This is a genomic window from Candidatus Vicinibacter affinis (assembly GCA_016714365.1).
Classification (GTDB): Bacteria; Bacteroidota; Bacteroidia; order Chitinophagales; family Saprospiraceae; genus Vicinibacter; species Vicinibacter affinis.
The window spans coordinates 1,080,620-1,102,209 of the sequence record JADJNH010000005.1; the positions used below are offsets into that span (position 1 = coordinate 1,080,620).

Genomic DNA, 21,590 nt, shown 5'->3' on the forward strand with positions numbered 1-21,590 from the left:
AAAAAAATTAGAAACCAACATTTAATCCTACAGACATCACCTGCGCATTAGGTGGTACGTTCTGATCTTTTCCGGAGTGGATGGAATTTCCATTGATGGATACTTCTGGATCTGATCCCCGGTATTTGGTCAGTGTAAATACATTCGAAGCCTGGAAGTAAACACGAGCAGAAGAAATTTTACCATTAAAATATCTTGCTTTGAGCGGTATCTTATAACCCAACGCAATGTTTTTTAATTTCAGATAGTCGCCGTTTTCAACTTTGGAAGTGGCAGAAAAAGAGAATCCTGCAGAAACATTGTCGCCGTAATACAATTTCTGAATTTCTGTTTTTTGTCCCGGCGTCGTCCAGCGTTCTTTGATGAAAGTACCATTGTTAAAATATCTTTGATCAGAGTTGGTAGCTCTTGTACCGTTGTATAATTTATTACCCATCACGTAAGTAAAGTTTACGTCGAGATCAAAGTTTTTATAAGTGAATCTGTTGTTGATTCCACCAAAAAGTTTTGGTAGTGAAGGTCCCTGAATCACTCCATCTTTGTAATTGTCAATTGCAGGAGCCGCCGTTCCGTCGAGGTAGGTCCATCTTGGGGAACCTACGTGATTGTATTGTACTTCTCTGCCTTCGCTGTTTACAAAAACCATCAATCCATTATCAGGATTGACGCCTACAGTAGGAACTGCAAAAATGGATCCAATGGAATATCCTACCCGGGTCATATTCTGTACGCCGAAAATGCTGGGCACATAAACGTCGCTCACCAGTGAAGTTACTTTGTTGGTAAGTGTGGCCATATTAAAATTCAGATCCCATTTGAAATCTCCTTTTTGAATGGGCACACCATAGATGCCTAATTCTACGCCTTCGTTGTACATGCTGCCCACGTTGGCATTGATGAATCCGCCGGGAATACCGGTAGACAATGCTTGTGGTGCTTTTAGTATCAGGTCATCAATTAAATTTTTGTAATAGTCAAATTCAATTCCAAGACGATCATTGAACAAAGTCAAATCAAATCCCAAATCAAGTTTGGTGCTGGTCTCCCATTTCAAATCCGGATTTCCTGCCTGGGCATAGTTCAGAGTGGCAGAACCTCCGTAAGTGGAAGATGTGTAAGCTCCGATGGCAGGATAATCACCAATTTCACTGTTTCCTACTATCCCATAACTTGCTCTTAATTTCAAATTGCTGACCCAATTTCTCAATGAGGATTCCTGAAAGAAGCCTTCCCTGGATACATTCCAACCAAGAGATCCACCTAGAAAATTTCCATATTTATTTCCGGCAGACAGTGCAGACAATCCATCTCTCCTGAAATTAAAACTCAACAAATATCTTCGGTCGAAGTCATAAGTAAGATTTGAAAAATAGGAAAGTAGTGCGTTTTCTGAATATACATTTCCGATCGGTGCAATGTTTACGAATCCACCCTGATAGTTGGAATAATCCGGATCGGTAATGTTGGTACGCTGTGCACCCCAGGAATCGATGGTGGTGTGTATTCTTTCATAACCTACAAGCAATCCAAGGTTGTGTACATCTGCAAAAGTCTTGTTGTAGTTTAAGGTGTTTACCCAATCCGCGCGGTAATATTTGTAAAAAACATTGGTGGCACTTCCGTTGGCACTGGAACCTCCTCCGTGCAGTGGATTGAGAAAAGATTTGTTTTGCACCTGGAGATTGTTGAGACCATAGCTTGTTCTGAACTTAAGGTCTTTCATAATTTTCCACTCAGCAAATACATTCCCAATAAAAGTATTGTTTTCAGAAGTGTTGACATCCAGTTTTTGTACCAGGGCCAGATTGTAGGCATTGATGGTTCCTATTGTACTTGGATTGTTCAGGCCGTATCCAACGCTGTTTCCATTCTGAATGCTGTAAGATCCATCTGCATTGTAGACCGGCACATTGGGCGGTAATACAAAAGTCATACGTGCCAAAGGCTCGTTGGTAATGTATTCTGAATTGTAGGAAGAAGAAGCCAGAGTATTGCTTGCGATCGCGCCGGTATTGGGTCCTTTATTGAGTCCGTTGGTGTAGGATAAGTTGGCTCCGATTTTGATGTAATCATTGATTTGATTGTCTATGTTCAATCGGGTGGAATATCTTTCGAAACTGTTGTAACGGATAAAATTATTTTGATCTGTATAACCGAAAGAGAAAAAATAATTGGTTGAATTATTGGCACCTGATAAATTGAAATTATGGTTGTGTGACCATCCCGGTCTGTAGGCAACATCGTACCAGCTGGTGTTGACGGTAGAGCCGTCCGCGTTTTTCATCAGAAAGTATCCCGGTGCTCTTCCTGAATTTACCATCGCTTCATTTTTGATGGTGACATAGTCTTCTGCATTCAGCAATTCAGGTAAATTAAATGGAGTACTTCTGCTCACCCAACTGTCATAATTAATTTTGATTCTACCTTTCTTTCCTTTTTTGGTAGTGATCACCATGACACCATTGGCCGCACGAGATCCGAAGATTGCCGCAGCGGAGGCATCTTTTAAGACGTCGATGGTTTGAATGTCGCTTGGGTTAATGTCCGACAGAGGATTGTTTCCTACAAATCCACCAATGGACCCAACGAAAACGGTCACTCCATCAACCACCACCAAAGGAAAAATTCCGGAAGTAATCGAGTTGATTCCCCGGATTCTTAGGATGGGCGTATTGTTTAGAATATTCGTAGGCTGGAGAATTTCAATTCCGGCTGCACGGCCACCGAGCAACTGATCAAAGCTCGAAGCAGGTCTGTTCAACAATTCCTCAGAACCAATTTTTGATACCGCGCCTGAAAATTCGCTTTTCTTTTGTACCGTATAGCCACTGACCACCATGACTTCATCCAGCTCTCTGTATTCAGGTTCCAGCAGAATGGTTAGATATGCCGGTTCACTTATGGTCAACTCCTGAATGCTGTATCCCAGATAACTGAAGGTAAGTATCAACGGATACTTATCAGGTACCTGAATAGAGAATTCTCCCAGGGCATTGGTATTGCTTACTGCGCCGCCCCCTTTCATCACCACATTTACGCCCTCGAGGACTGAATTATTTTTGGCATCTTTTACAATTCCAAAGAGAGTTGACTCCTGAGAAAATGCTGCACTCGTCATCACCATCAGAATGAGAAACGTGAAGACAGATTTAGAATTATTTATCCAATACATATGGTTTATTTATTTGGAGACAAAGAATTAAAATATAATTATTTTTTGACAAAAAAGGCAGAGTGCCATTCGATTATTACAGTCTGTCACTGGCGGCAAAAGTAGCTTTATTTAGGGCTAAAAAATCTCTTCATATAAAGCTTAGACAACATATAAGGGCCAAACACCGGAATAAATTGACGAGATGGTAGAAATAAATGATGAATTACCCAATACACTCGTGGTAAACCGTTATCATCATATTCTAATCCGAACTAATTGGAACATCAGGGATGAAAAAGTGGTAATGATTACCACCTGTAAATCGTTCATTGAACGCTTAGTTCAAGACAAATGGATCTAAATGATGGTCGTAACGAAAATAATTATAAGCAATTATTTTGAAAGGATTGCATCACTTAAAAAATGTACCAAACTGCATGAAGTCAAGTTTTTATTGGATAATTAAGTATTTATTCTCTTTAGTTTGGAAGGGAAATAAAAAATGAATGTTGGCATATTGCCTAAAAATATTATATTATACATATGATTATTATATTATGTATAAAATACTAATAAATAGGTATTGTTTAGGATTGACATTGTTTTTAACTTGTAACCTGAATAGCGACCTAATTTTAATTCCTTCGTGGGTTGCTGACTTTTTTTCTAGCGGATACTCCTGACCTATTCATTCGGTCTTGTAATTTTGATTGCCAGACACGTCCTTGAAATATCAATAGACGAATGGATTTTTTATACTGTTCATCATAATCCTTAGATTGGATATTAGAATGAGAAATTATTGATTTTATTAACCCTTTAATTTGAATTTTATGAGAAACGAATTAAATTTATTTTACACCACACCACACCACACCACACCACACCACACCACACCACACCACACCACACCACACCACACCACACCACACCACACCACACCACACCACACCACACCACACCACACCACACCACACCATCTTTGTTGATTTTGGGCATGTAAGACAACTTCAATTTATTTGGGGTGAATTCTTAAGCTTGTTTAAGAAAACGGCCTATTATTCAATATTTGTATTGTTTATGTTTGGAATAAGAATGGACAATTGCGTTGGACAAGAAGATCCTGATTGCACCTTTTTATTTACAAAAGCCCTATGTGTGGATGATGGGTTTCAAATTTGTGTAGAGTCCATCGGTCAGTTTCAGGGCACTCACTCTTGGACAGTGTCTGCCCCTGGCTTAGCTACACCAATCTATTCATCTCAGTCTAAATTTTGTGTCACACTAAGTTTGTCTGTCAATACTCTAGTGACATTTACACATATCACAACACCAACTGCCGGAAGTCCTGATACTTGTATTAGAACCATAAGAATTGATGGCTGTGAAAGTAACTATTGCACATTTTTAGATCCAGACATTGCGGTAGATAGTTGTATTCATCTTTCGGTTGAAATTAATAATCCTACTGGCATTCAGTATGTCTGGACTTTTGGTGACAATACACCACCAATTCAATCAGATACAGATCACTTAACCCATACATATACATCTGGAGGTGTGTTTGAGGTGTGTATCATTACAGCAAATGCTCCAACTCAATATTACAGGACTTGTTGCTTTAATGTCAACATCGATCCTTGTGCTTGTTTTGAATTCAGCTGGAACCAATGCAGTACGCAAGCAAGAGAAGAATGTTGCTTTGAATTTGATGTAAATACTATTTTCGAAATCGATAGCATTCTTTGGGATTTTGGCGATGGCAAAGGTAATAAATGGTCTTACGATACAGTGGTCACCAGGGATTTTATTGGAAGTGGGCCTTATTGGGTTTGTGCAAATTATTATGTGGGTGAGGGATCATTTACTTGTTGTGACAGTGTTTACTTGCCACCTTGCGATTGTTGTATGGATGCAGATTTTTCATTTCAGGAATTGGAGAGTTCGCAACAATATCCTCCCTCATGTATGAAGTCAAAATATAAGGTGATTCCAAGTTGCAATTCCCCCGGCATGACGGTGCACAAGTGGGAATTTAGTGACGGGAATGTATATGAAGGTCAATACCCTAACCATGTGCCACCTGACCATTTTTTCACCAACTTTATAACTGAGGATGGAGAGATTTGCATCACGCATAAAGTGTATTGCGACACCATCCTTATGGATGAGGTTAAACATTGTAAAACCATTACACCTGGTGCCTATATCGGGCTTCCTCTGGCTACTTTAAAAATGAGTGACTATCTTAGCAATCAACAAATGAATGTTTACCAGTTTATAAGCACCTATATGAACCATTCGACTGTACCGTTACTGATAGAGGGTAATCTGATAGTGGATATCAATGTAAGTTTTGGAACAGGTATTTAGAATATGGCGGAAGGGTCACTCATTACAGTAAATCAGGGCAAAAATTTTCATTTAAACGGAACTGTCCTTCAGACTGCTGCCAGATTGGGGATTCCTTTTATTAATTGTTGCAGGTGGCAAGGAATTCAGGCCTACCAGCAATCCTCTTTGGAATGGACTGCGGCTGAAATTTGGGATGCATACAAGGCTTTGTACCTGCGTGGAGGAACAGGATCTACCAGAGGCGCGAAAATAAAGATGATTTCCTGCCGGTTTGAAGAAAATATTGATGGAATACACTTTGAACAATTTCATCGTATGAAAATAGAAGCTTTTCACGATAACTATATGAGAGGTTGTTGGTTAATCAACTGTGGAGAATTAAAATGCGGATGTGGAGATGGCACGGCCATTATTGTGGATCGCAATGATCATTTACAGTGGATGCCTAGCACAGGATCTGTCAATGAAATTGAAAATTTTAATACCGCCTTCAAGGTAACCAATGCCTCAGCCAGATTACGCAATTTTGATGTACACGACATCAAGTATATCGGAATCGATTACACTAAGGACAACTCCCTTAAAAGGGACCTGAATATAGACTCTATCAAGTTTGAACATGTGCCTATAGCGGTACTTGATAAAATAAGTGGGGGTGCATCTCATACCCTGACTGCAGTGGCCAGTGATCCTCTGTCCAGTATCTGGACCAATAACGTGCATAAAGCATTTGATATAAATGCAAGCCGAACAAAAATATTTGCAAACATTGAACATGTTCATCTTCACACAGACAATGGTCCGGAGAATTTTGGAGTCAAGGTACATCTTTCAGGTACCCTGAACAATGAGGTATATATTGCAAATAATGAGATTCAGACCAATGGGGGTGATCATACCATAGGGGTAAGCTTTACTGCGGATGCAGAAGGACCACAATCTGGATTCATAACCCACAATCGTATCTTAAACAATGCCACAAACAATGGTGCCGGGATATTTGTACACAATTGGCATGGAACCCGAATTCAAAATGATACCATCACAACAAACAATCCTAAACCGGGTATTGATATTTCTCACAGCCGCCAAAGTGTGATCACTTGTAATCGGGTACTAGAAGGTGGTAATGGCCTTTTGTTTGTGGATAATCCTGAAACTACTATAAGTGATAATCTGTTTTACGACAATTCTAAGAGTTGTATTGAAACTCATGGAAATTGTAAGGGAGGTCAAGGAAGTATAATTCGTCGCAATAATTTTAATCTCAGTTCATCCAATAGTAATTATTATTATCCTTTAGCCATTACTGGCCCTCAAACGCACTCTCAATACAATTCCTGGACTGCACAAAACAATAATACAAATCAGAATGGGGAAATAAAACATGAGTCATTTAATATACCAACTATTTTAGAGGATTGCAAATTTCTTGCGCCTTCAGGTAGTTCGCCAGGATCACAGCATCATCCTTATAGAACTATTGGCATGATTGTAGCTAGCGGACCAACAATGAGCTCACAGACTATTGTCTGCAATGCTGGACCTGTAATGCTGCAATCTGATACTTCATCAGCCTATGGGTATGCGGCGATATTAGCAGACAGTGCTGGTTTGGATAGCATACCGGATGCACTCAGAACAGCATTGTTTCAATCCATTTATGCCGAAATTTTACAATATCCACATTGGACTAGTCTATCGGATACATTGTCAGATTTTTACGATGCATTGGAAAATGAATACGTAGGTGAAAGTTCTGTGCTTTATACTGATATTAACTCATATCTTTTGGAGATTGAAGTGCAACAGCTAGTATTTGATTCTTTGGATGTTTTACATTCTGGTGTAGTCGATTCCATGATCATTGTCGAAGAATTAATTGAAGTTGAAACGGATTTAGACACATTGGCTTTATATGAAATTCTTTTGGATTCTCTCCAAACTCAATTGACAGATCTGGAAGAAGCAATAGGTAGTTATCGTTACTTATGTGATAGTTTGAATGCAGAAGCCATTGAAGCATTAGAAGTTTCAAACAATGCTTTGGATCCACAAAATGACGCAGAAGAATACGACCAATGGGTCACCGAACAGAGACTGAAGTTGCTTAACGGTACTTCTCTTGATTCCACAGCCTTAGCAGAATTGATGGTTCTGGCGGCAATGTGTAGGGATAGTGCTGGAATTGCTGTCAATAATTCTCGAGGATTTACTTTAGCCTTGATAGACAAATACATTCCCTTATTCAATTGTGAAGAAGAAGAAGAATTTGGAGGACAACAGCTTGGACTTAAACAATTTATTCCTGCGGGAATATATCCAAATCCATCTACAGGGATTGTTTTGATTGATAGTGATATAAATGTTGAAATCATTCAAAATGTGAGGATCTCCGATCTTTATGGTCGCCATCAGATTCACCGTCCAATTTTAAATAAACATGGATCTGTAGGTTTAGATTTCTCTTCAATGTCAACAGGAATTTATATCGTTGAATTGCTTGATGGAAAAGGAAAAACCCTTTCTTCACAGCGCTTAATAATTCATAAATAAATTTTCTATGACCCACCCAACAACTTTGTAATTGGGTGGGTCAATTTTTTACATACCATAAAACTTAATCATGAGATTACTTATTATTACTCTCTTGTATTCATTCTCTTTTATTCATGCTCAAATCCCTAAGTTTGACTGGATTATTCCCGAAGGGTATAAAAGTAATATAGGATATTTTCAGCTGACTACAGATGTAAATTCTAATACAATTGTTTCAATAGAATATTTACTTTCACCATTTGAGGTGTGTAATGAATCCCACAATTTAAATACAGAGCACACCGCAGTCATTTTTTTAATCAAGTATGATCCACAAGGGCATTGTGTTTGGATGCATCAGTTAACGGATAATGTAACTGGTGTCATTGATGCCGGATTATTTTTATCTACCGATTTACAAGGAAATATTTTGATAGCTGGTGCCCATCGGGGTAAGGTTTGGCTAGACTCAGAGAATTATATACAATCACCGGACGGAGTTGGTGAAGGGTTTGTCTCTAAATTAGATCCAAATGGAAAACTACTTTGGTACAGATTAATAAAAAACGAAAATGGTAAATTTGGCAATGTCAGCGCAATTGGGGTAACATGTGATTTGGAAGGAAATACTTACCTTTCAACTTGGCATTCCAATGGTCACTTAATTCTTGACAGTATACTTATAGAATACCGATCTAATGAAGGAGGTTTTAAAACCTCACTTCTAAAATTGGACACTGAAGGAAATCTGTTATGGTATAAAAAATTTGAAGCTAATAGCAGTATTTTCCAAAATATCAAAGTTAACAGTTTACAACAGGTTGTTGTTGCCGGTTCCTTTTATGGTCGGGAATTATGGGTTGATCAATCTGTACTTTTAAATCGTGATACTTTTCAGCCTGATATTACACATGATGCTGTTCTGCTCGTACTAAATGAGAATGGAAATGTGGAGTATTTGCATTCCATAGGTGGACTTGGAACAGAATATATTTATCAATTGGAAATAGACAAGAAGAACAATATTTTCTTAGGAGGTTCTACTGGAAGCAAAGAATTTGAAATATTATCTAAAAAGATTTTCCGCCTTTCTTCAAGTAAACCAGGAATAAATTTCATTGCAAAAATTAAACCTGACTATCAATTGGAATGGCTTTATGAAGATCATGTTTTAGATTGGTATGGTATGTCATATTTTATTTTAAATAATAATCAGGATCTTTGGACATGCTGGAACCTTAATAAAGACAGCATTTATATCAACAACACACCTTTCGTCAGCCCTGGAAGTTCTTCACCTGATTTAATTTACATTCGTTTTACAAACCTAGGCAGTATTGATAAGGTCTTCCAACTCAATGGGAAAGGAAGAGAGGGAGCCATAGGGATTGGTCATTGCGGCCTTCATCCCGATGGAGGCTTGGTAATTAGTGGTAAGTTTACTTCAGACACTCTGTATTTCGGAGACTATGCATTACCTAAAGTTGCCAGAAAACAAATTGGAGACCAATACACATCTTCAGCTTTCATAGCACGCATCTCTCCAGATGGGATGGTGGGATCTGAAGATTTGAGAAATCAAAAAAGTAGTTTGATTTCTATTCACCCAAACCCCACCAGAGATATAATACAGATACATTTTGATGAGGATTTAGGTGCCGATGGCAGAGTAGAGATCCTGACATCTACTGGCACTTTGATGAAATCTCTGCGCATTGGTAAAGGATCTACATCTACTACTGTCGTTGTGCGTGCCTGGCCGGCAGGAGTTTATTTTGTGAGGTATCGAGATACTGAGGGAAGGAGTAGTGTGGAGCGAGTGGTGGTGGAGTAGAGGATGCATGGTTGTTATTTTTAAATTTTGGATATTTGATATTTTCTTTATTTTTATTAGGAAAAATCATAGGCTATGGTTCAAACAAAAAATTTAATTAGAGACTTAAATCAATTAGGGGGATTAGAAACATTTTGTAAAGGCAATATTCAGATTTTGCCTAGTTCAAATTCTTATAAAGAACAAGACAAGTACATTCCATTATTCATTTGTGCAGAAGAAGAAGAAGAAGAAGAATTTGGAGGCCATCAGCTAGGACTAAAGCAATTCATTCCTGCTGGCATTTGTCCGAATCCATCAAAAGGGATTGTTTTGATTGAAAGCGATATAAATGCTGAACTTATACATAGTGTGAGGATCTCCGATCTTTATGGTCGCCATAAGGTTCACATAACTCAATTCAGCAAAGAAGGCGCTGTAATTGTAGATTTTTCTGGCTTTTCTCCGGAGATCTATATAGTCGAGTTGATTGGTGAAAATGGCAATACCCTTTCTTCACAACGATTGATTATTCACAAGTAAATTTTTATGGCCCATCCAAAAAGCTTTTCTGCCGGGTGGGCCAATTTTTTATCCATAATAAAATTTAATCATGAGATTACTTTTATTTACCTTTTGGTTTTCATTCTTTTTTATTCATGCACAGGTTCCTAAGTTTGATTGGATTATTGCAGAAGGGCATAGGAGTACTATTGGTTTTTTTGAAGTTACTACCGATGTATTTTCTAATACCATTGCAGCTATCAATTTTGAGATTGCTCCTTTCGACATTTGCAATGAGAAATACAATCTGAATACAGAATATACCGATGTTCAGTTTTTAGTCAAATATAATTCAAATGGACATTGTGTATGGAAGCATCAACTATCAGACAATTTGACTGGGGTTCTTGATAGTAGAATTCATTTAACAAGTGACCCAAAAGGGAATATATTAATAAGTTCTTCATTCAGAGGTACCATTTGGCTAGATCCAGAACACTCGATTCAATCACCGGATGGTGTAGGAGAAGCATTTGTAGCCAAACTGGATTCTAATGGAAAATTACTTTGGTATAAATTATTGAAAAACGAAATGGGTAAGTTAGGAGATGTGTGGGTAGGAGGAGTAACTACAGATAAAAGTGGGTTTACTTATTTAATATCCTATCATAGTTTTGGTCATTTACTCTTTGACGGTATCAAGATTGAGTATAAATCTCTGGTCGGATCATCAAAGTCTACATTTTTTAAACTTGATCCTGATGGAAATTTAAATTGGTTTAAAAAATTTGAGAGTTATGAAAATTTTATTGAGCAAGTAAAAATTAATAATGATCTGCAAATTGTATTGGCAGGATCCTTTACAGGGGTAGAATTAATAGTCGATCAGTTGGTATTGAAAAATCGAGATACTATAAGTTTTAATCGGACTAATGATGCGGTGTTGATGGTAATTGACAAAAATGGAAATTTACAATTTATCAAATCCATAGGAGGACTAGAAACGGATTATATTGAACAAATGGCAATTGACAATGGGGGTAATATATTTATCGGTGGATCTAGTCGAAGCAAGGAAATAGAAATATTTTCAAAGAAGATTAAAAGCCTTCCAACCAGTCAATATGCTATCAATTTTCTCGCTAAGATAAATCCTAATTATGAGCTTGAATGGCTTTATGAAGATCATGTTCTTGGAATGTTTGGATTAAACTATATTATACTTAACCAAAAACAAGAGCTATGGACTGCTTGGCAGCTTAATAGAGATACTATATATCTTAAAGGAATGCCTTATGTCAGTCCTGGTAATTCATCACCTGATTTACTTTTCATTCGATTTAATAATAATGGCAATATGGAACAAGTTTTTCAACTGCAAGGTAAAGGTCGTGAGAACGCAGGGGGTTATGAATGTGGGGGTCTTCATCCCGATGGGGGTCTTGTTATAAGTGGCACTTTTACTTCAGACACTCTGTATTTCGGGGACTATGCATTACCTACAGTCGCAAGAAAAAAAGTAGGCGACCAATACACATCTTCAGCTTTCATAGCCCGTATCTCTCCTGATGGGATGGTGGGATCGAAAGATCTGAGAAATCAAGAAAGTAGTTTAATTTCAATCCACCCCAACCCAGCACAAGATTTATTTCAGATTCAATTTGATGAAGATCTGAGAGTAGATGGCAGAGTAGAGATATTGACAACTACTGGCACTCTAATGAAATCAATAAATATCGGTAAAGGATCGACTTCTACTACTGTTGATGTGCGTGACTGGCCTGCGGGAGTTTATTTCGTAAGGTATCGAGATATAGAAGGAAGGAGCAGTGTGGAGAGGGTGGTGGTGGAGTAAAGGATGCATGGTTGTTTTATTCACTTAAAAATTTACTGATTATTAAACTTAGTATACTTAGGAATTGAATAACCAATTTATCTGCAAACCTTAAACCACTATTTTGATTCAAGGAATTTGAATTATTTATGAAACCGTCACCTAAGGAAATAAAAATATTTTGTTCCCCTATCAACCTAAATCAAACTAAATTGATAGCTCGCATTCTATAATAGAATCACTTTATCATCATTTTTCTATTTTATACAAAGCTAAATTTTATAGTGACCATCGGCAAGGACCGGTTAGATGTACGGATGCGAAAAATTGTTGGATCATTCATTGTAGAATAATTACTGAAAAAGAACATAACCATTCCTCATTCCTCCATCAGCGCATCGACTGCACTGTAAATATCCCCATATTTGAATCTGAATTTGTGTCGCATCAGACTTTCAGGAAGGACGTGATTATCCATGGTGAGCATGGTAGAAAATTCGCCCAGAAAAATTCTGAGCAAGATCGTTGGAATCCCAAAACTCAAACAAGATTTTGGTTGATAGGAGATTATTAGTTCGATGATTTTTTTTAATTCAATCGGATACGGTGCGGTCAGATTTACAACCTTCTCTGTATCGTTCCCCTGAATGAGGAACAATACCGCCTGACATAAATCATCCATGTGAATCCAGGAATAAATTTGTTGCCCATCTCCAAACCAATTAAAGATTCTTAATTTTTTAGTGAGGAATAATTTTGGCCAGATGCCACCCTGGTTTGACAGCACCAGTCCTATTCTGATGCGGGTAAGACGGTCGCAATATTTCTCCAGAGTGCACGCCTCATATTCCCAATGATTTACGGTAGGCGCCAAAAAGCCGTAGAATCCCGGCATGGACTTTTCATACAATACTTCCCCAGGTTTGTGTCCGTAAATTCCAATGGCACTTGCATTCAAGATCAATGGTAGCCGTATGTCCAGTTCCTTCAGACAAGTTCTCAAGGCCTTGATGGCCTGCAACCTTGAAACCAAAATTTTCTTTTTACGTCCGCTGGTCCAGGGCCATTTCGCGATGCTTTCTCCGGCGAGATTGATCAGCATGGGTTTGTCCTCAAAAGCAGCAGGATCCACATATTCCTGATCCGGATTCCACAAAAAAATAGGGTAGGGTGGATTTTCCTTTTTCGTTCTGCTCAACCAACTGACCTTGTATCCTTCCTTTGTCAGTTCTTTACTCAGTGCGCGTCCTATCATGCCACTTCCGCCTGCAATAAGAATGTTCTTTGATTCTATGTCTGAAATCATGATTAAGCTTTACATTAGTGCGGTACAAACAATTCTCCCAATGATTAAGTTCTATTTGAAAATATTCCCTTTTCTGGCTTTTACTGTTTTGATCAGTCTTTTCACGTCTTGCAAAAATGATCTCAAAGAAAAGGAACTTATTTTAAAGATCCGCATTGCTGAAGAACCCGATTGTTTGCATCCCGTGGTGTCACAATCCTCACTGGCAACCCAAATCGAAGTGCTGATCATGCCACCTTTGTTTGAGTATCATCCTGATAAACTAGAGTTATCACCTATGTTGGTAAGAGCGATGAGTGAGGCCTTGCCTGTTAACGACAGCACAGTGGCCTTTACTTATGAATTGCATCAGGAAGCAGTATGGGATGATGGGCGACCTGTTTTGGCCACTGATGTGGCATTTACCATCAAAGCAGCTCTGAACCCTCTGCTCAAAAACGGAACCTGGCGCGGGTTTTTCAAAAACATTGTCGATCTGCAAATAGACCCTGCAAATCCTAAAAAATTCAGCATTCTGGTCAAGAAGAATTACATGCTTGGTCAGGAAATGAGTGGAAACTATTGTCTCTATCCGGCACACGTGTACGATCCTTCCTTGCTCATGACTAAATTTGCCATTCCGGATTTGACCACTAAAGATTCTGCGGCCTGGAGTGCTGAAGAATGGAAACAACTCGAGCAATATGCCACCGAATATCAATCTGCAAATTTTTGCAAAGAAAAGATTCAAGGTTGTGGAGCTTACCGACTTAAAGTATGGGAGAGCGGAAACCGAATTGTCCTGGAAAGAAAAGTAAATTGGTGGGGCGACAGTCTTGCTAAAGATTATCCATTGCTGGCTGCCCATCCAAAAGAAATCCAATACCTCGTTATCCCTGATGAAGCTGCAGCTGTAGTTGCTTTAAAAAACAAGAGCATAGATCTGCTTTCCGGAATCAGTCCCAAACAATACGACGAACTCAAAATAAATTCGGCCGACCAGTTTGAATTTGCAAATCCATCCCTCTCTCAATATTATTACCTTGAAATCAATCACCGTCACCCGATCCTGAAAGAAAAAGCGGTGCGCCAGGCTTTGGCCAAATTGCTTGATCTGGACAAATTTATTCAGACACAATTCAATGGACTTGCAGGCAGAATAGCGGGTCCGGTAAATCCTTCCAAATCCTATTACAACCACAACTTAAAGCCTGTTGAATTTTCTCCACAGGAGGCAGTTAAATTGCTAACGGAGGCCGGGTGGAAAGATCATAACGGAGATGGAATATTGGATAAAGTCATTGATGGGAAACCTACTGAACTGATGTTGAATTTATTTATTTCCGGAAAAGAAATTGGAAAGAACATCGGCATTCTGCTGCAGGAGGAAGCGGCCAAAGTAGGTATTAAAATTGAACTCATCAGCAAAGAGTCTGCCATGATGATGAAGGACATGAATGCACATCAGTTTGAATTGGCGACCATGGCGGCACGTCAATCGCCTTCGCTCTGGGATCCTTATCAGGCCTGGCATTCCTCCAACGCCAAAACCGGGGGATTCAATAAAACCGGTTTTATAAATGCCCTGTCAGACAGTTTAATTTTAGCCATTCGTACTGCACCATCTGCTGCAGATCGAGACGCAGCCTATTTAAAATTCCAGGAGTTGTTGTATCAGGAACAAGCGCAGATATTTTTGTTTGCTCCTTTGGAGCGCATGGTATATTCCAGGCGGTTGTCCATACTAGTCAGCTTTCGCAGACCGGGATATTCCGAGAATCTGATCAAATTAAGATAAAGCGATGCTTTTATTTATTTTAAAACGATTGATGAATGCAGTTTTTCTGCTATTGTTGATTGCATTGATCGGCCACTGGATGATTCAGAACATACCGGGCAGCTATGATGAAATGAACCGGGAAGAAGAAAATTCGGCACCAGAAAACTACACTTCCCAAAAGATCAAAATGCCCTTGTTTTATTTTGGCTTCATTCCGGAAAGAAACCCTGAAGAGTTGAAATCAATGAATTTCCTGATTCCTGAATTCAAGTGGAATGGTACAGTAAATCTCTACCATCATTGGTTGGTAAATTCTTCCGCTTCACTGCGCGACGGCCTTCCGGTTGGACAAAAAATTTGGAAAGCCATTCAGTGGACCATGGCCTTGCAAATACCTGCTGTGATACTCATTTTTTCTTTGGGATTGTGGTTGGCATTTTTGGTGGTGTGTTCCAAACATCATCGTTTCAAAAAGATCATGGACATTGGTCTCACGGCCTTGCATGCTTTTCCGGTTTTTTGGTTTGGAAGTTTGTTGCTGATATTTTTTGCAAACCCTGATTTCTTCAATTGGTTTCCGGCCATTCCTGAATCCGCGGGAGGTTCAGACCCATTTTCATTGTGGATTCAGCAACCGGCATTCTGGATATTGCCCATTACAGCACTGGTCTTACCATCCTTAGCAGTCATTTATAATTTGTTCAGAAAGGGCCTTGAGAATGCATTTCAAAAACGTTTTTGGATGCGTGCCCGGAGCAGCGGTATTTCTGAGATGGACGGACTCAGACATGAGTTGATGCCACATGCTTTAATCCCTGTTTTGGCCTGGATCGCATCCGCAGTTCCTTTTCTGATCGGCGGTTCCATTTTGATTGAAACCATCTTCAGCATTCCCGGAAGTGGGCGACTCATGTACAATTCGATTCATTACCGGGATTGGCCCGTGGTCCATGGATTGTTTATGCTGGCAGCGGGAATGACCTTGATTGGCTTGTTGATTTCAGATGTTTGTCAGAGACTAATGGATCCCCGATTACAAGTGGCCAACTCCTAAAATCATCCTTACAATTTTATTTCTTTGCCTGCATAAAAGTCAAGCACTTTTTGTTTGAAAATCAGATCGTATTTTGAAATCAGCAAACTCAATGCTGCCGTTTGTAAATTGTTTTGAGATTGATTCAATTCAAATAAATTAGTGGCACCGATTTCGAATCTCTTTTGCGTAAAATTTTGAGAAGATCTGGCAGCTTCATAAGCGCTGTTGGCGGCATCATATTCCTTAATGGCTGCTTTGACATTTGCGATGGCCTGTGAGATGTTTTGGCTAAGATTTAATCCCTGCGTTTCGAAATTTATTCTGCTGCGTTCTGAGGCAAGTTTAGCGCGTTTTACATTGGCCCGGTTGCGGTAATTATTGGCTATGGGAATGTTCATAGAAACACTGAAACTATAACCCAGATATTGATCAAACTGATCTGCAAAAGGAATGGCTTTTTCATTGGTGCCAATGACCAGCGGTTCTTCAAACACCACATTTTTACCATCAATGCGGATACCGGGGATGGCCCTGCTGCCGATGATGCTGTAGGAACTGGGTATTTTTACATTTGAATAGCGGGATCCGGCAAATATATTTCCAAACAAGGAGGGAAAGAATGCCGCTCTTGCCATGCCTTCACCTAGTTTGGCTGCTTCAAGTCGTAATTTGGCGGCCTTCATTCCTGGTTGGTTTACAGAGGAGTATTCATATAGATTCTCATAGGTGTAGGATTCTGATTCCAGATTGCGCAGCTGTTCTTCTGAAAGAGGCTCAAGGCTCATTTCCAGATCTGACCGCAGCCGAAGGGATTGTTTCAGAGACAGCCATGCAAGATCGAGTGCATTTTCTGCACTGACGACGCCTTGTTCGGAGCGGGCTACCTGAGATTTAATTTCGTACAGGTCTGCCTCAGGTCTCCCTCCGGCACTGATCATTTTTTGGATTTGTTCCATTTGCTGTCGGATGGCTTCAAGATTTTTTCCGGCGATCTCCAACCGTTCGTCTGCAAGCAACACATTGAGGTATTGGCTGGCAACCTGTAGGGCAATATCGTTGGATGTTTGCTGGTATTCCTCCTTGCTAGCGGATAGATTGATTTTGCTTTGATTGATACTTTTATTCACCAGTCCTGCCTGAAACAAAATGACAGAACTGCTGAGCCCGTAGTTTCCATTGAGGATGTCCTGGGTGATGAAGTCGTTTGAGGTGGGGTCAATGTTGCGGCCAATGCTCCAGCCCATGTTGATGTTACCGTTCAGGTCCGGCAACCTCTTGTATCTGTTTTCCTTCAGATTGATTTCCTCGCTGAATACGTTGACCCTCCCGGATTGTAAAGTCAGATTTTCCTGTTGTGCCTGACGGATGCATTTAACCAGACTCCATTGTTCCTGAGCCTGAATGGCCAGTGGAGCGAGCACCCAAATTAGAAAAAACTTTTTCATAGATTAATGATAAACTAACGCAATATTAGGGATTTTCGTCCATTGCGCGCGCTTTGTTTCGACCAATGCCCTCCTGGAATGGACAGAATCGGCACAATGTTAAAGTAGCAACTATTCCATAGTCATTCACACGATGCCTCTCTTGTCTGAACTGGGATTTGTGGGATTATTGGGATTTGTGGGAATTTTGTCTGAACTGGGATTTATGGGATTGTTGGGAGTTATGGGAAGGAATATCTTTTTCTTTTGAATTTATTGAAGATGAAACATCCTCAACATTTAATAAAGTTTCATCATCAAGATCTCATTAATCCCATGCATCCCAAAAATCATGGTTCAGACAGATAACGGAATTTTGTCTGAACTGGGATTTATGGGATTGTTGGGAGTTATGGGAAGGAATATCTTTTTCTTTTGAATTTATTGAAGATGAAACATCCTCAACATTTAATAAAGTTTCATCATCAAGATCTCATTAATCCCATGCATCCCAAAAATCATGGTTCAGACAGATAACGGAATATTGTCTGAACTGGGATTTATGAGATTGTTGGGAGTTGTGGGTAGGAATATCTTTTTCTTTTAAAATGATTGAACTTGAAACATCATAAACATTTAATAAAATTCTATCGTCTCGTTCTCATTAATCCCATTCATCCCAAAAATCATGGTTCAGACAGATGACGGGATTATTGTCTGAACTGGGATTTATGAGATTGATGGGAGTTGTGGGATTGGATATATTTTTCTTTTGAATTTATTGAAGATGAAACATCCTCAACATTTAATAAAATTTCATCATCAAGATCTCATCCATCCCATGCATCCCAAAAATCATGGTTCAGATAGTTGATGTGGATTTTAAGATTAACCCACGCTTACTTTACCTGTTTCCAACCGATATCCTACTCCATGCACCGCCACGAGTCCAACAGTTGGATCAGCCGCTAACTTCTTTCTCAACCTTGACACAAAAACATCTATACTTCTTCCAACCAACACGCCTTCATCTGCCCAAACCTCGCGGAGGATAAAATCGCGCTCAAGTAATTTGTCGGGGCTGTTGGCAAAGAGCCGAAGTAATTTGGTCTCACGGAAAGTCAATGATTGTGGTACGCCGTTACAATGCAATATTTGTCCGGTAACATCAAGACGAGAATTTCCGATTTCCAGTAAATCTTCTGCGGAATCAGAAGTGATTTCACTTTGTCCAGATTTTTTTTGACGGAAAAACCAAAAACCACCAATTGCAAGCAAAATCAATACAAGATATCCTGCTTTATTATACAGCAATGATTTTACAGGGCTAATATCTAAAAATGTGATTTCAATATAATGGCAACCCACGGGCATCTCCCTTCCGGCACAAGGCACCGTGCCATTATTTAAAAAATCTGTCTGATGAAATCCCAGATCGATCGTTGCATTTTCACAATTTCGTACAGTCACTTCGTAAGGATTTTTGATACCGTACACATCGAGGGAGGATTGGAGCATAGCCGGAAGTTGTTCGTATCTGAAAGCTTGAAGCAGTCGCACCCTCCACACGCCTGGTCCTGCCTGCTCGATGGCCGGAATACGACTCGTGCTGTCCCCTGAAAGTCGAAGCAACCCATCCGCCGTCCTGCGGAGCGCAAGGTTTACTTTTTCAGCGGAAATACCTTGCGGCCCATCCGGTTGTGCATTGACTAGAAATAGAACCCCCAACAAAATAGGGACCAACAATAGTTTTCTCTGAATATTTGAATCACGAACGAAAAACATCCTCAAAATTAACTTCTTTTAAATCAAGAGACACATAATAAACTTACAATTTGATGGATATATTTTAAAACCAAGCATCCATTCTTATTTATACATAATTAAATCACAAGATTGGGTTTATTGAGATTTTTACCAATGGCATTTTATCGGCTGTTAAAGCATGGTGATCAAAAAGCATGGGAGATTTCCCAGGAAAAGGAAGTGCTCGCTTTCAAGATGTAAAATTAGAAACTCTCCGGATGGTGTGAGGTTTCCAACTGTAAAAGCTTGTAAAGGAAATGTAAAAGGAGCTTTATTGGTTTTTTGATACCAGATGATTCAATCTGAATAGAGTGTATTTTCTATTCAGGCTAAAATATTGCTTCCTTAAAATATGATAGATTTTTTTGGATGAAAGACTTAGGTTAGAAGAATCTATTTATTTGAATGTTTGTAAATACATTTTCTATTAAAATTACAAGGGGTCATGTAGAAATGGATTTTTTTTAAAGATCCTTAAAAAAAGAACTAAATGGTTTTACTTTACCAGGACTGATTTAAATTTTGGATATTTTTAATTCTAAAGAAAGGACAACTTCAAAAATGGTTTTACAATGCATTTTAAATAAGTGAAATTGGCCATACTTGTAAGTACTTATTTTTTGAGAAACAACTTGAATCTAAACAAAATGCTCCCGATGACTGCCGTCACAATAGGGTTTATTTTTGGAGTGGCCACAGCGGCACAATGCACATTTTTTAGTTTTGATTTCTTCACGTCCATCCGGGTGTCTGATGATGACTTCTCCAATTACCATAAGTGGGCCCTTGTCCATAACCTCCACTCTGGTAAGCTCCTGTTCATTCTCTTGTGGCTTTTCCTGCTGTTCGTTGTAGTAAAAACTCAGCGCTCCGCTGGGACATTTATTTATTTGTTCGACGATGCGGGGAGTGTCGGCGCCAGCAGGTTTGATCCATGGTCGTTCTGCAGGATTAAACACCTCCGGCAATCCTGCAGCACCCCTCCAGCAAATGGTGGAATGGATACAAACTTGAGGTTTCCAAACAATGGTAATTTCACCATTGGAATATTCTTTGGTAATTTCTTTCATGCCAATTCACTGGTAATTTGAATAGGGTGGGTCAGTACTTTATGGATGTGACATTTATCAGCAATTTGTAAGAACCGTGTTTTTTGCTCATCAGAAATATTTCCTTTAAGTTCAATCTTTCTGTGCAGTTTTGTAATTCCCTGTTCTTTATCTTCTTCAAACCAAATGTCTACGTCAATTGCCTCCAGGGCGATTTCCTTTCGGTCTGCATACATGCGTAATGTGATCGAAGTGCAAGCGGCAAGGGAAGCACACAAAAGATCAGAGGGGGAAAATCCAAGATCAGCTCCTCCATTTTCCACAGGTTCATCAGCCAAAATTTCGTGTCGGTGATTACTCAGTTGGGTTTTATAAGCTTGCTTTTCAATGTGTGCGTGAATGTCTGATGATTTGTTTTCCATTTTAAGGCAGTTTAAAGTATAAATTCATGAAGTTCTTTTCTGTTTCTCGCAGTCAGTTCCCGCGTTTTGTAAGGCTCTGCAAGTTTTTCAGCGTCATCAAGATATCCAAGAGCAATGACCAACATGGGTTTTTGCAGATCCGTCAATCCAAATGATTCAATGATTTTAGATTTGTCAAAACCTGCCATTGGATGAGCATAAATATTCATCGAGGTGGCTTGTAGGAGCAACAATGCGTTTGCCATTCCCAGATCGTGATCGGCATAGAAATTAGTTTTTTCATTTTTTTCAAAATGAGTTCTGGCGATGCACAAAATGAAAGCTGCTGCATTTTTACACCAGGGTCTGTTGCCTTCCAGCATGGCATCGTATATACGCTCAAATTTATCTGTTTCCTTTTGCGCAATTATAAACTGCCATGGTTGTTCGTTGTTGGCACTTGGAGCCCAGGAAGCCGCTTCTGCAAGGGTGTGAAGATCTTCCGTTGAAATACCTTTTGGTGAAAAGCTTCGGGCACTCCATCGGTCTTTGATCAATTCAAGTACGGGGTATTTTGTTTGTGCTTTTTTGATTGAATTCATATGTTGATT

At 39.3% G+C, this 21,590-nt stretch carries 16 protein-coding genes; 8 read left to right on the forward strand and 8 right to left on the reverse strand.

The window, feature by feature from the left end; all coding sequences use genetic code 11:
* Positions 1–7: 7 nt before the first annotated feature.
* A complete protein-coding gene (locus IPJ53_04440; GenBank protein ID MBK7798339.1) occupies positions 8–3,172 on the reverse strand; it encodes a SusC/RagA family TonB-linked outer membrane protein in 3,165 nt (1,054 codons plus the stop codon).
* Positions 3,173–3,356: 184 nt separating this feature from the next.
* On the opposite strand from IPJ53_04440, the gene IPJ53_04445 reads away from it, so the two are divergent.
* Positions 3,357–3,515, forward strand: coding sequence for a hypothetical protein (locus tag IPJ53_04445; GenBank protein MBK7798340.1), 159 nt, complete (start codon positions 3,357–3,359; stop codon positions 3,513–3,515).
* 470 nt (positions 3,516–3,985) lie between these two features.
* Here the strand turns inward: IPJ53_04445 and IPJ53_04450 are convergent, their stop codons facing one another.
* Positions 3,986–4,153: a hypothetical protein gene (locus tag IPJ53_04450; protein MBK7798341.1), complete on the reverse strand. Its 168-nt coding sequence runs from the start codon at positions 4,151–4,153 to the stop codon at positions 3,986–3,988.
* An 81-nt stretch (positions 4,154–4,234) separates the two neighbouring features.
* On the opposite strand from IPJ53_04450, the gene IPJ53_04455 reads away from it, so the two are divergent.
* From IPJ53_04455 to IPJ53_04475, 5 genes are all read left to right on the forward strand, one after another.
* On the forward strand, positions 4,235–5,527 hold the full coding sequence (locus tag IPJ53_04455) for a PKD domain-containing protein (GenBank protein ID MBK7798342.1): 1,293 nt from the start codon (positions 4,235–4,237) through the stop codon (positions 5,525–5,527).
* A 3-nt stretch (positions 5,528–5,530) separates the two neighbouring features.
* A complete protein-coding gene (locus tag IPJ53_04460) occupies positions 5,531–8,065 on the forward strand; it encodes a T9SS type A sorting domain-containing protein (protein MBK7798343.1) in 2,535 nt (844 codons plus the stop codon).
* Positions 8,066–8,135: 70 nt separating this feature from the next.
* Positions 8,136–9,881: a T9SS type A sorting domain-containing protein gene (locus IPJ53_04465; GenBank protein MBK7798344.1), complete on the forward strand. Its 1,746-nt coding sequence runs from the start codon at positions 8,136–8,138 to the stop codon at positions 9,879–9,881.
* Between the two features lie 75 nt (positions 9,882–9,956).
* Complete coding sequence (locus tag IPJ53_04470) at positions 9,957–10,403, forward strand: T9SS type A sorting domain-containing protein (GenBank protein ID MBK7798345.1); 447 nt, start codon at positions 9,957–9,959, stop codon at positions 10,401–10,403.
* A gap of 70 nt (positions 10,404–10,473) precedes the next feature.
* Positions 10,474–12,219, forward strand: a complete 1,746-nt coding sequence (locus tag IPJ53_04475; GenBank protein MBK7798346.1) for a T9SS type A sorting domain-containing protein — start codon at positions 10,474–10,476, stop codon at positions 12,217–12,219.
* A gap of 358 nt (positions 12,220–12,577) precedes the next feature.
* On the opposite strand, the gene IPJ53_04480 is transcribed toward IPJ53_04475, so the two are convergent.
* A complete protein-coding gene (locus IPJ53_04480; protein MBK7798347.1) occupies positions 12,578–13,504 on the reverse strand; it encodes a TIGR01777 family protein in 927 nt (308 codons plus the stop codon).
* Positions 13,505–13,544: 40 nt separating this feature from the next.
* Between IPJ53_04480 and IPJ53_04485 the strand changes: the two genes are divergently transcribed.
* On the forward strand, positions 13,545–15,281 hold the full coding sequence (locus IPJ53_04485) for a hypothetical protein (protein ID MBK7798348.1): 1,737 nt from the start codon (positions 13,545–13,547) through the stop codon (positions 15,279–15,281).
* A gap of 4 nt (positions 15,282–15,285) precedes the next feature.
* Positions 15,286–16,317 (forward strand): ABC transporter permease, encoded by a 1,032-nt coding sequence (locus IPJ53_04490; protein MBK7798349.1) that lies wholly within the window; start codon positions 15,286–15,288, stop codon positions 16,315–16,317.
* 8 nt (positions 16,318–16,325) lie between these two features.
* Here the strand turns inward: IPJ53_04490 and IPJ53_04495 are convergent, their stop codons facing one another.
* The 5 genes from IPJ53_04495 to IPJ53_04515 all read right to left on the reverse strand — a co-directional run bounded on the left by IPJ53_04495 (position 16,326) and on the right by IPJ53_04515 (position 21,581).
* The gene (locus IPJ53_04495; protein ID MBK7798350.1) at positions 16,326–17,744 is read right to left on the reverse strand and encodes a TolC family protein; all 1,419 of its coding nucleotides are present in this window, start codon (positions 17,742–17,744) and stop codon (positions 16,326–16,328) included.
* 867 nt (positions 17,745–18,611) lie between these two features.
* The gene (locus IPJ53_04500; protein ID MBK7798351.1) at positions 18,612–19,508 is read right to left on the reverse strand and encodes a response regulator transcription factor; all 897 of its coding nucleotides are present in this window, start codon (positions 19,506–19,508) and stop codon (positions 18,612–18,614) included.
* A 659-nt stretch (positions 19,509–20,167) separates the two neighbouring features.
* A complete protein-coding gene (locus IPJ53_04505; protein MBK7798352.1) occupies positions 20,168–20,599 on the reverse strand; it encodes a (4Fe-4S)-binding protein in 432 nt (143 codons plus the stop codon).
* Positions 20,596–21,000, reverse strand: coding sequence for an OsmC family protein (locus IPJ53_04510; GenBank protein ID MBK7798353.1), 405 nt, complete (start codon positions 20,998–21,000; stop codon positions 20,596–20,598). The genes IPJ53_04505 and IPJ53_04510 overlap by 4 nt, the downstream gene beginning before the upstream one ends.
* Before the next feature lie 11 nt (positions 21,001–21,011).
* On the reverse strand, positions 21,012–21,581 hold the full coding sequence (locus IPJ53_04515; GenBank protein ID MBK7798354.1) for a nitroreductase family protein: 570 nt from the start codon (positions 21,579–21,581) through the stop codon (positions 21,012–21,014).
* Positions 21,582–21,590 lie beyond the last annotated feature (9 nt).

What these genes read in the sequence shown, in the direction of transcription:
- IPJ53_04505 (MBK7798352.1), bottom strand. Translation starts at nt 20,599, where the DNA reads ATGAAAGAAATTACCAAAGAATATTCCAATGGTGAAATTACCATTGTT.
- IPJ53_04485 (MBK7798348.1), top strand. Translation starts at nt 13,545, where the DNA reads ATGATTAAGTTCTATTTGAAAATATTCCCTTTTCTGGCTTTTACTGTT.
- IPJ53_04450 (MBK7798341.1), bottom strand. Translation starts at nt 4,153, where the DNA reads ATGCCCAAAATCAACAAAGATGGTGTGGTGTGGTGTGGTGTGGTGTGG.
- IPJ53_04470 (MBK7798345.1), top strand. Translation starts at nt 9,957, where the DNA reads ATGGTTCAAACAAAAAATTTAATTAGAGACTTAAATCAATTAGGGGGA.
- IPJ53_04515 (MBK7798354.1), bottom strand. Translation starts at nt 21,581, where the DNA reads ATGAATTCAATCAAAAAAGCACAAACAAAATACCCCGTACTTGAATTG.
- IPJ53_04500 (MBK7798351.1), bottom strand. Translation starts at nt 19,508, where the DNA reads ATGTTTTTCGTTCGTGATTCAAATATTCAGAGAAAACTATTGTTGGTC.
- IPJ53_04475 (MBK7798346.1), top strand. Translation starts at nt 10,474, where the DNA reads ATGAGATTACTTTTATTTACCTTTTGGTTTTCATTCTTTTTTATTCAT.
- IPJ53_04465 (MBK7798344.1), top strand. Translation starts at nt 8,136, where the DNA reads ATGAGATTACTTATTATTACTCTCTTGTATTCATTCTCTTTTATTCAT.
- IPJ53_04460 (MBK7798343.1), top strand. Translation starts at nt 5,531, where the DNA reads ATGGCGGAAGGGTCACTCATTACAGTAAATCAGGGCAAAAATTTTCAT.
- IPJ53_04480 (MBK7798347.1), bottom strand. Translation starts at nt 13,504, where the DNA reads ATGATTTCAGACATAGAATCAAAGAACATTCTTATTGCAGGCGGAAGT.
- IPJ53_04440 (MBK7798339.1), bottom strand. Translation starts at nt 3,172, where the DNA reads ATGTATTGGATAAATAATTCTAAATCTGTCTTCACGTTTCTCATTCTG.
- IPJ53_04495 (MBK7798350.1), bottom strand. Translation starts at nt 17,744, where the DNA reads ATGAAAAAGTTTTTTCTAATTTGGGTGCTCGCTCCACTGGCCATTCAG.
- IPJ53_04510 (MBK7798353.1), bottom strand. Translation starts at nt 21,000, where the DNA reads ATGGAAAACAAATCATCAGACATTCACGCACACATTGAAAAGCAAGCT.
- IPJ53_04445 (MBK7798340.1), top strand. Translation starts at nt 3,357, where the DNA reads ATGGTAGAAATAAATGATGAATTACCCAATACACTCGTGGTAAACCGT.
- IPJ53_04490 (MBK7798349.1), top strand. Translation starts at nt 15,286, where the DNA reads ATGCTTTTATTTATTTTAAAACGATTGATGAATGCAGTTTTTCTGCTA.
- IPJ53_04455 (MBK7798342.1), top strand. Translation starts at nt 4,235, where the DNA reads ATGTTTGGAATAAGAATGGACAATTGCGTTGGACAAGAAGATCCTGAT.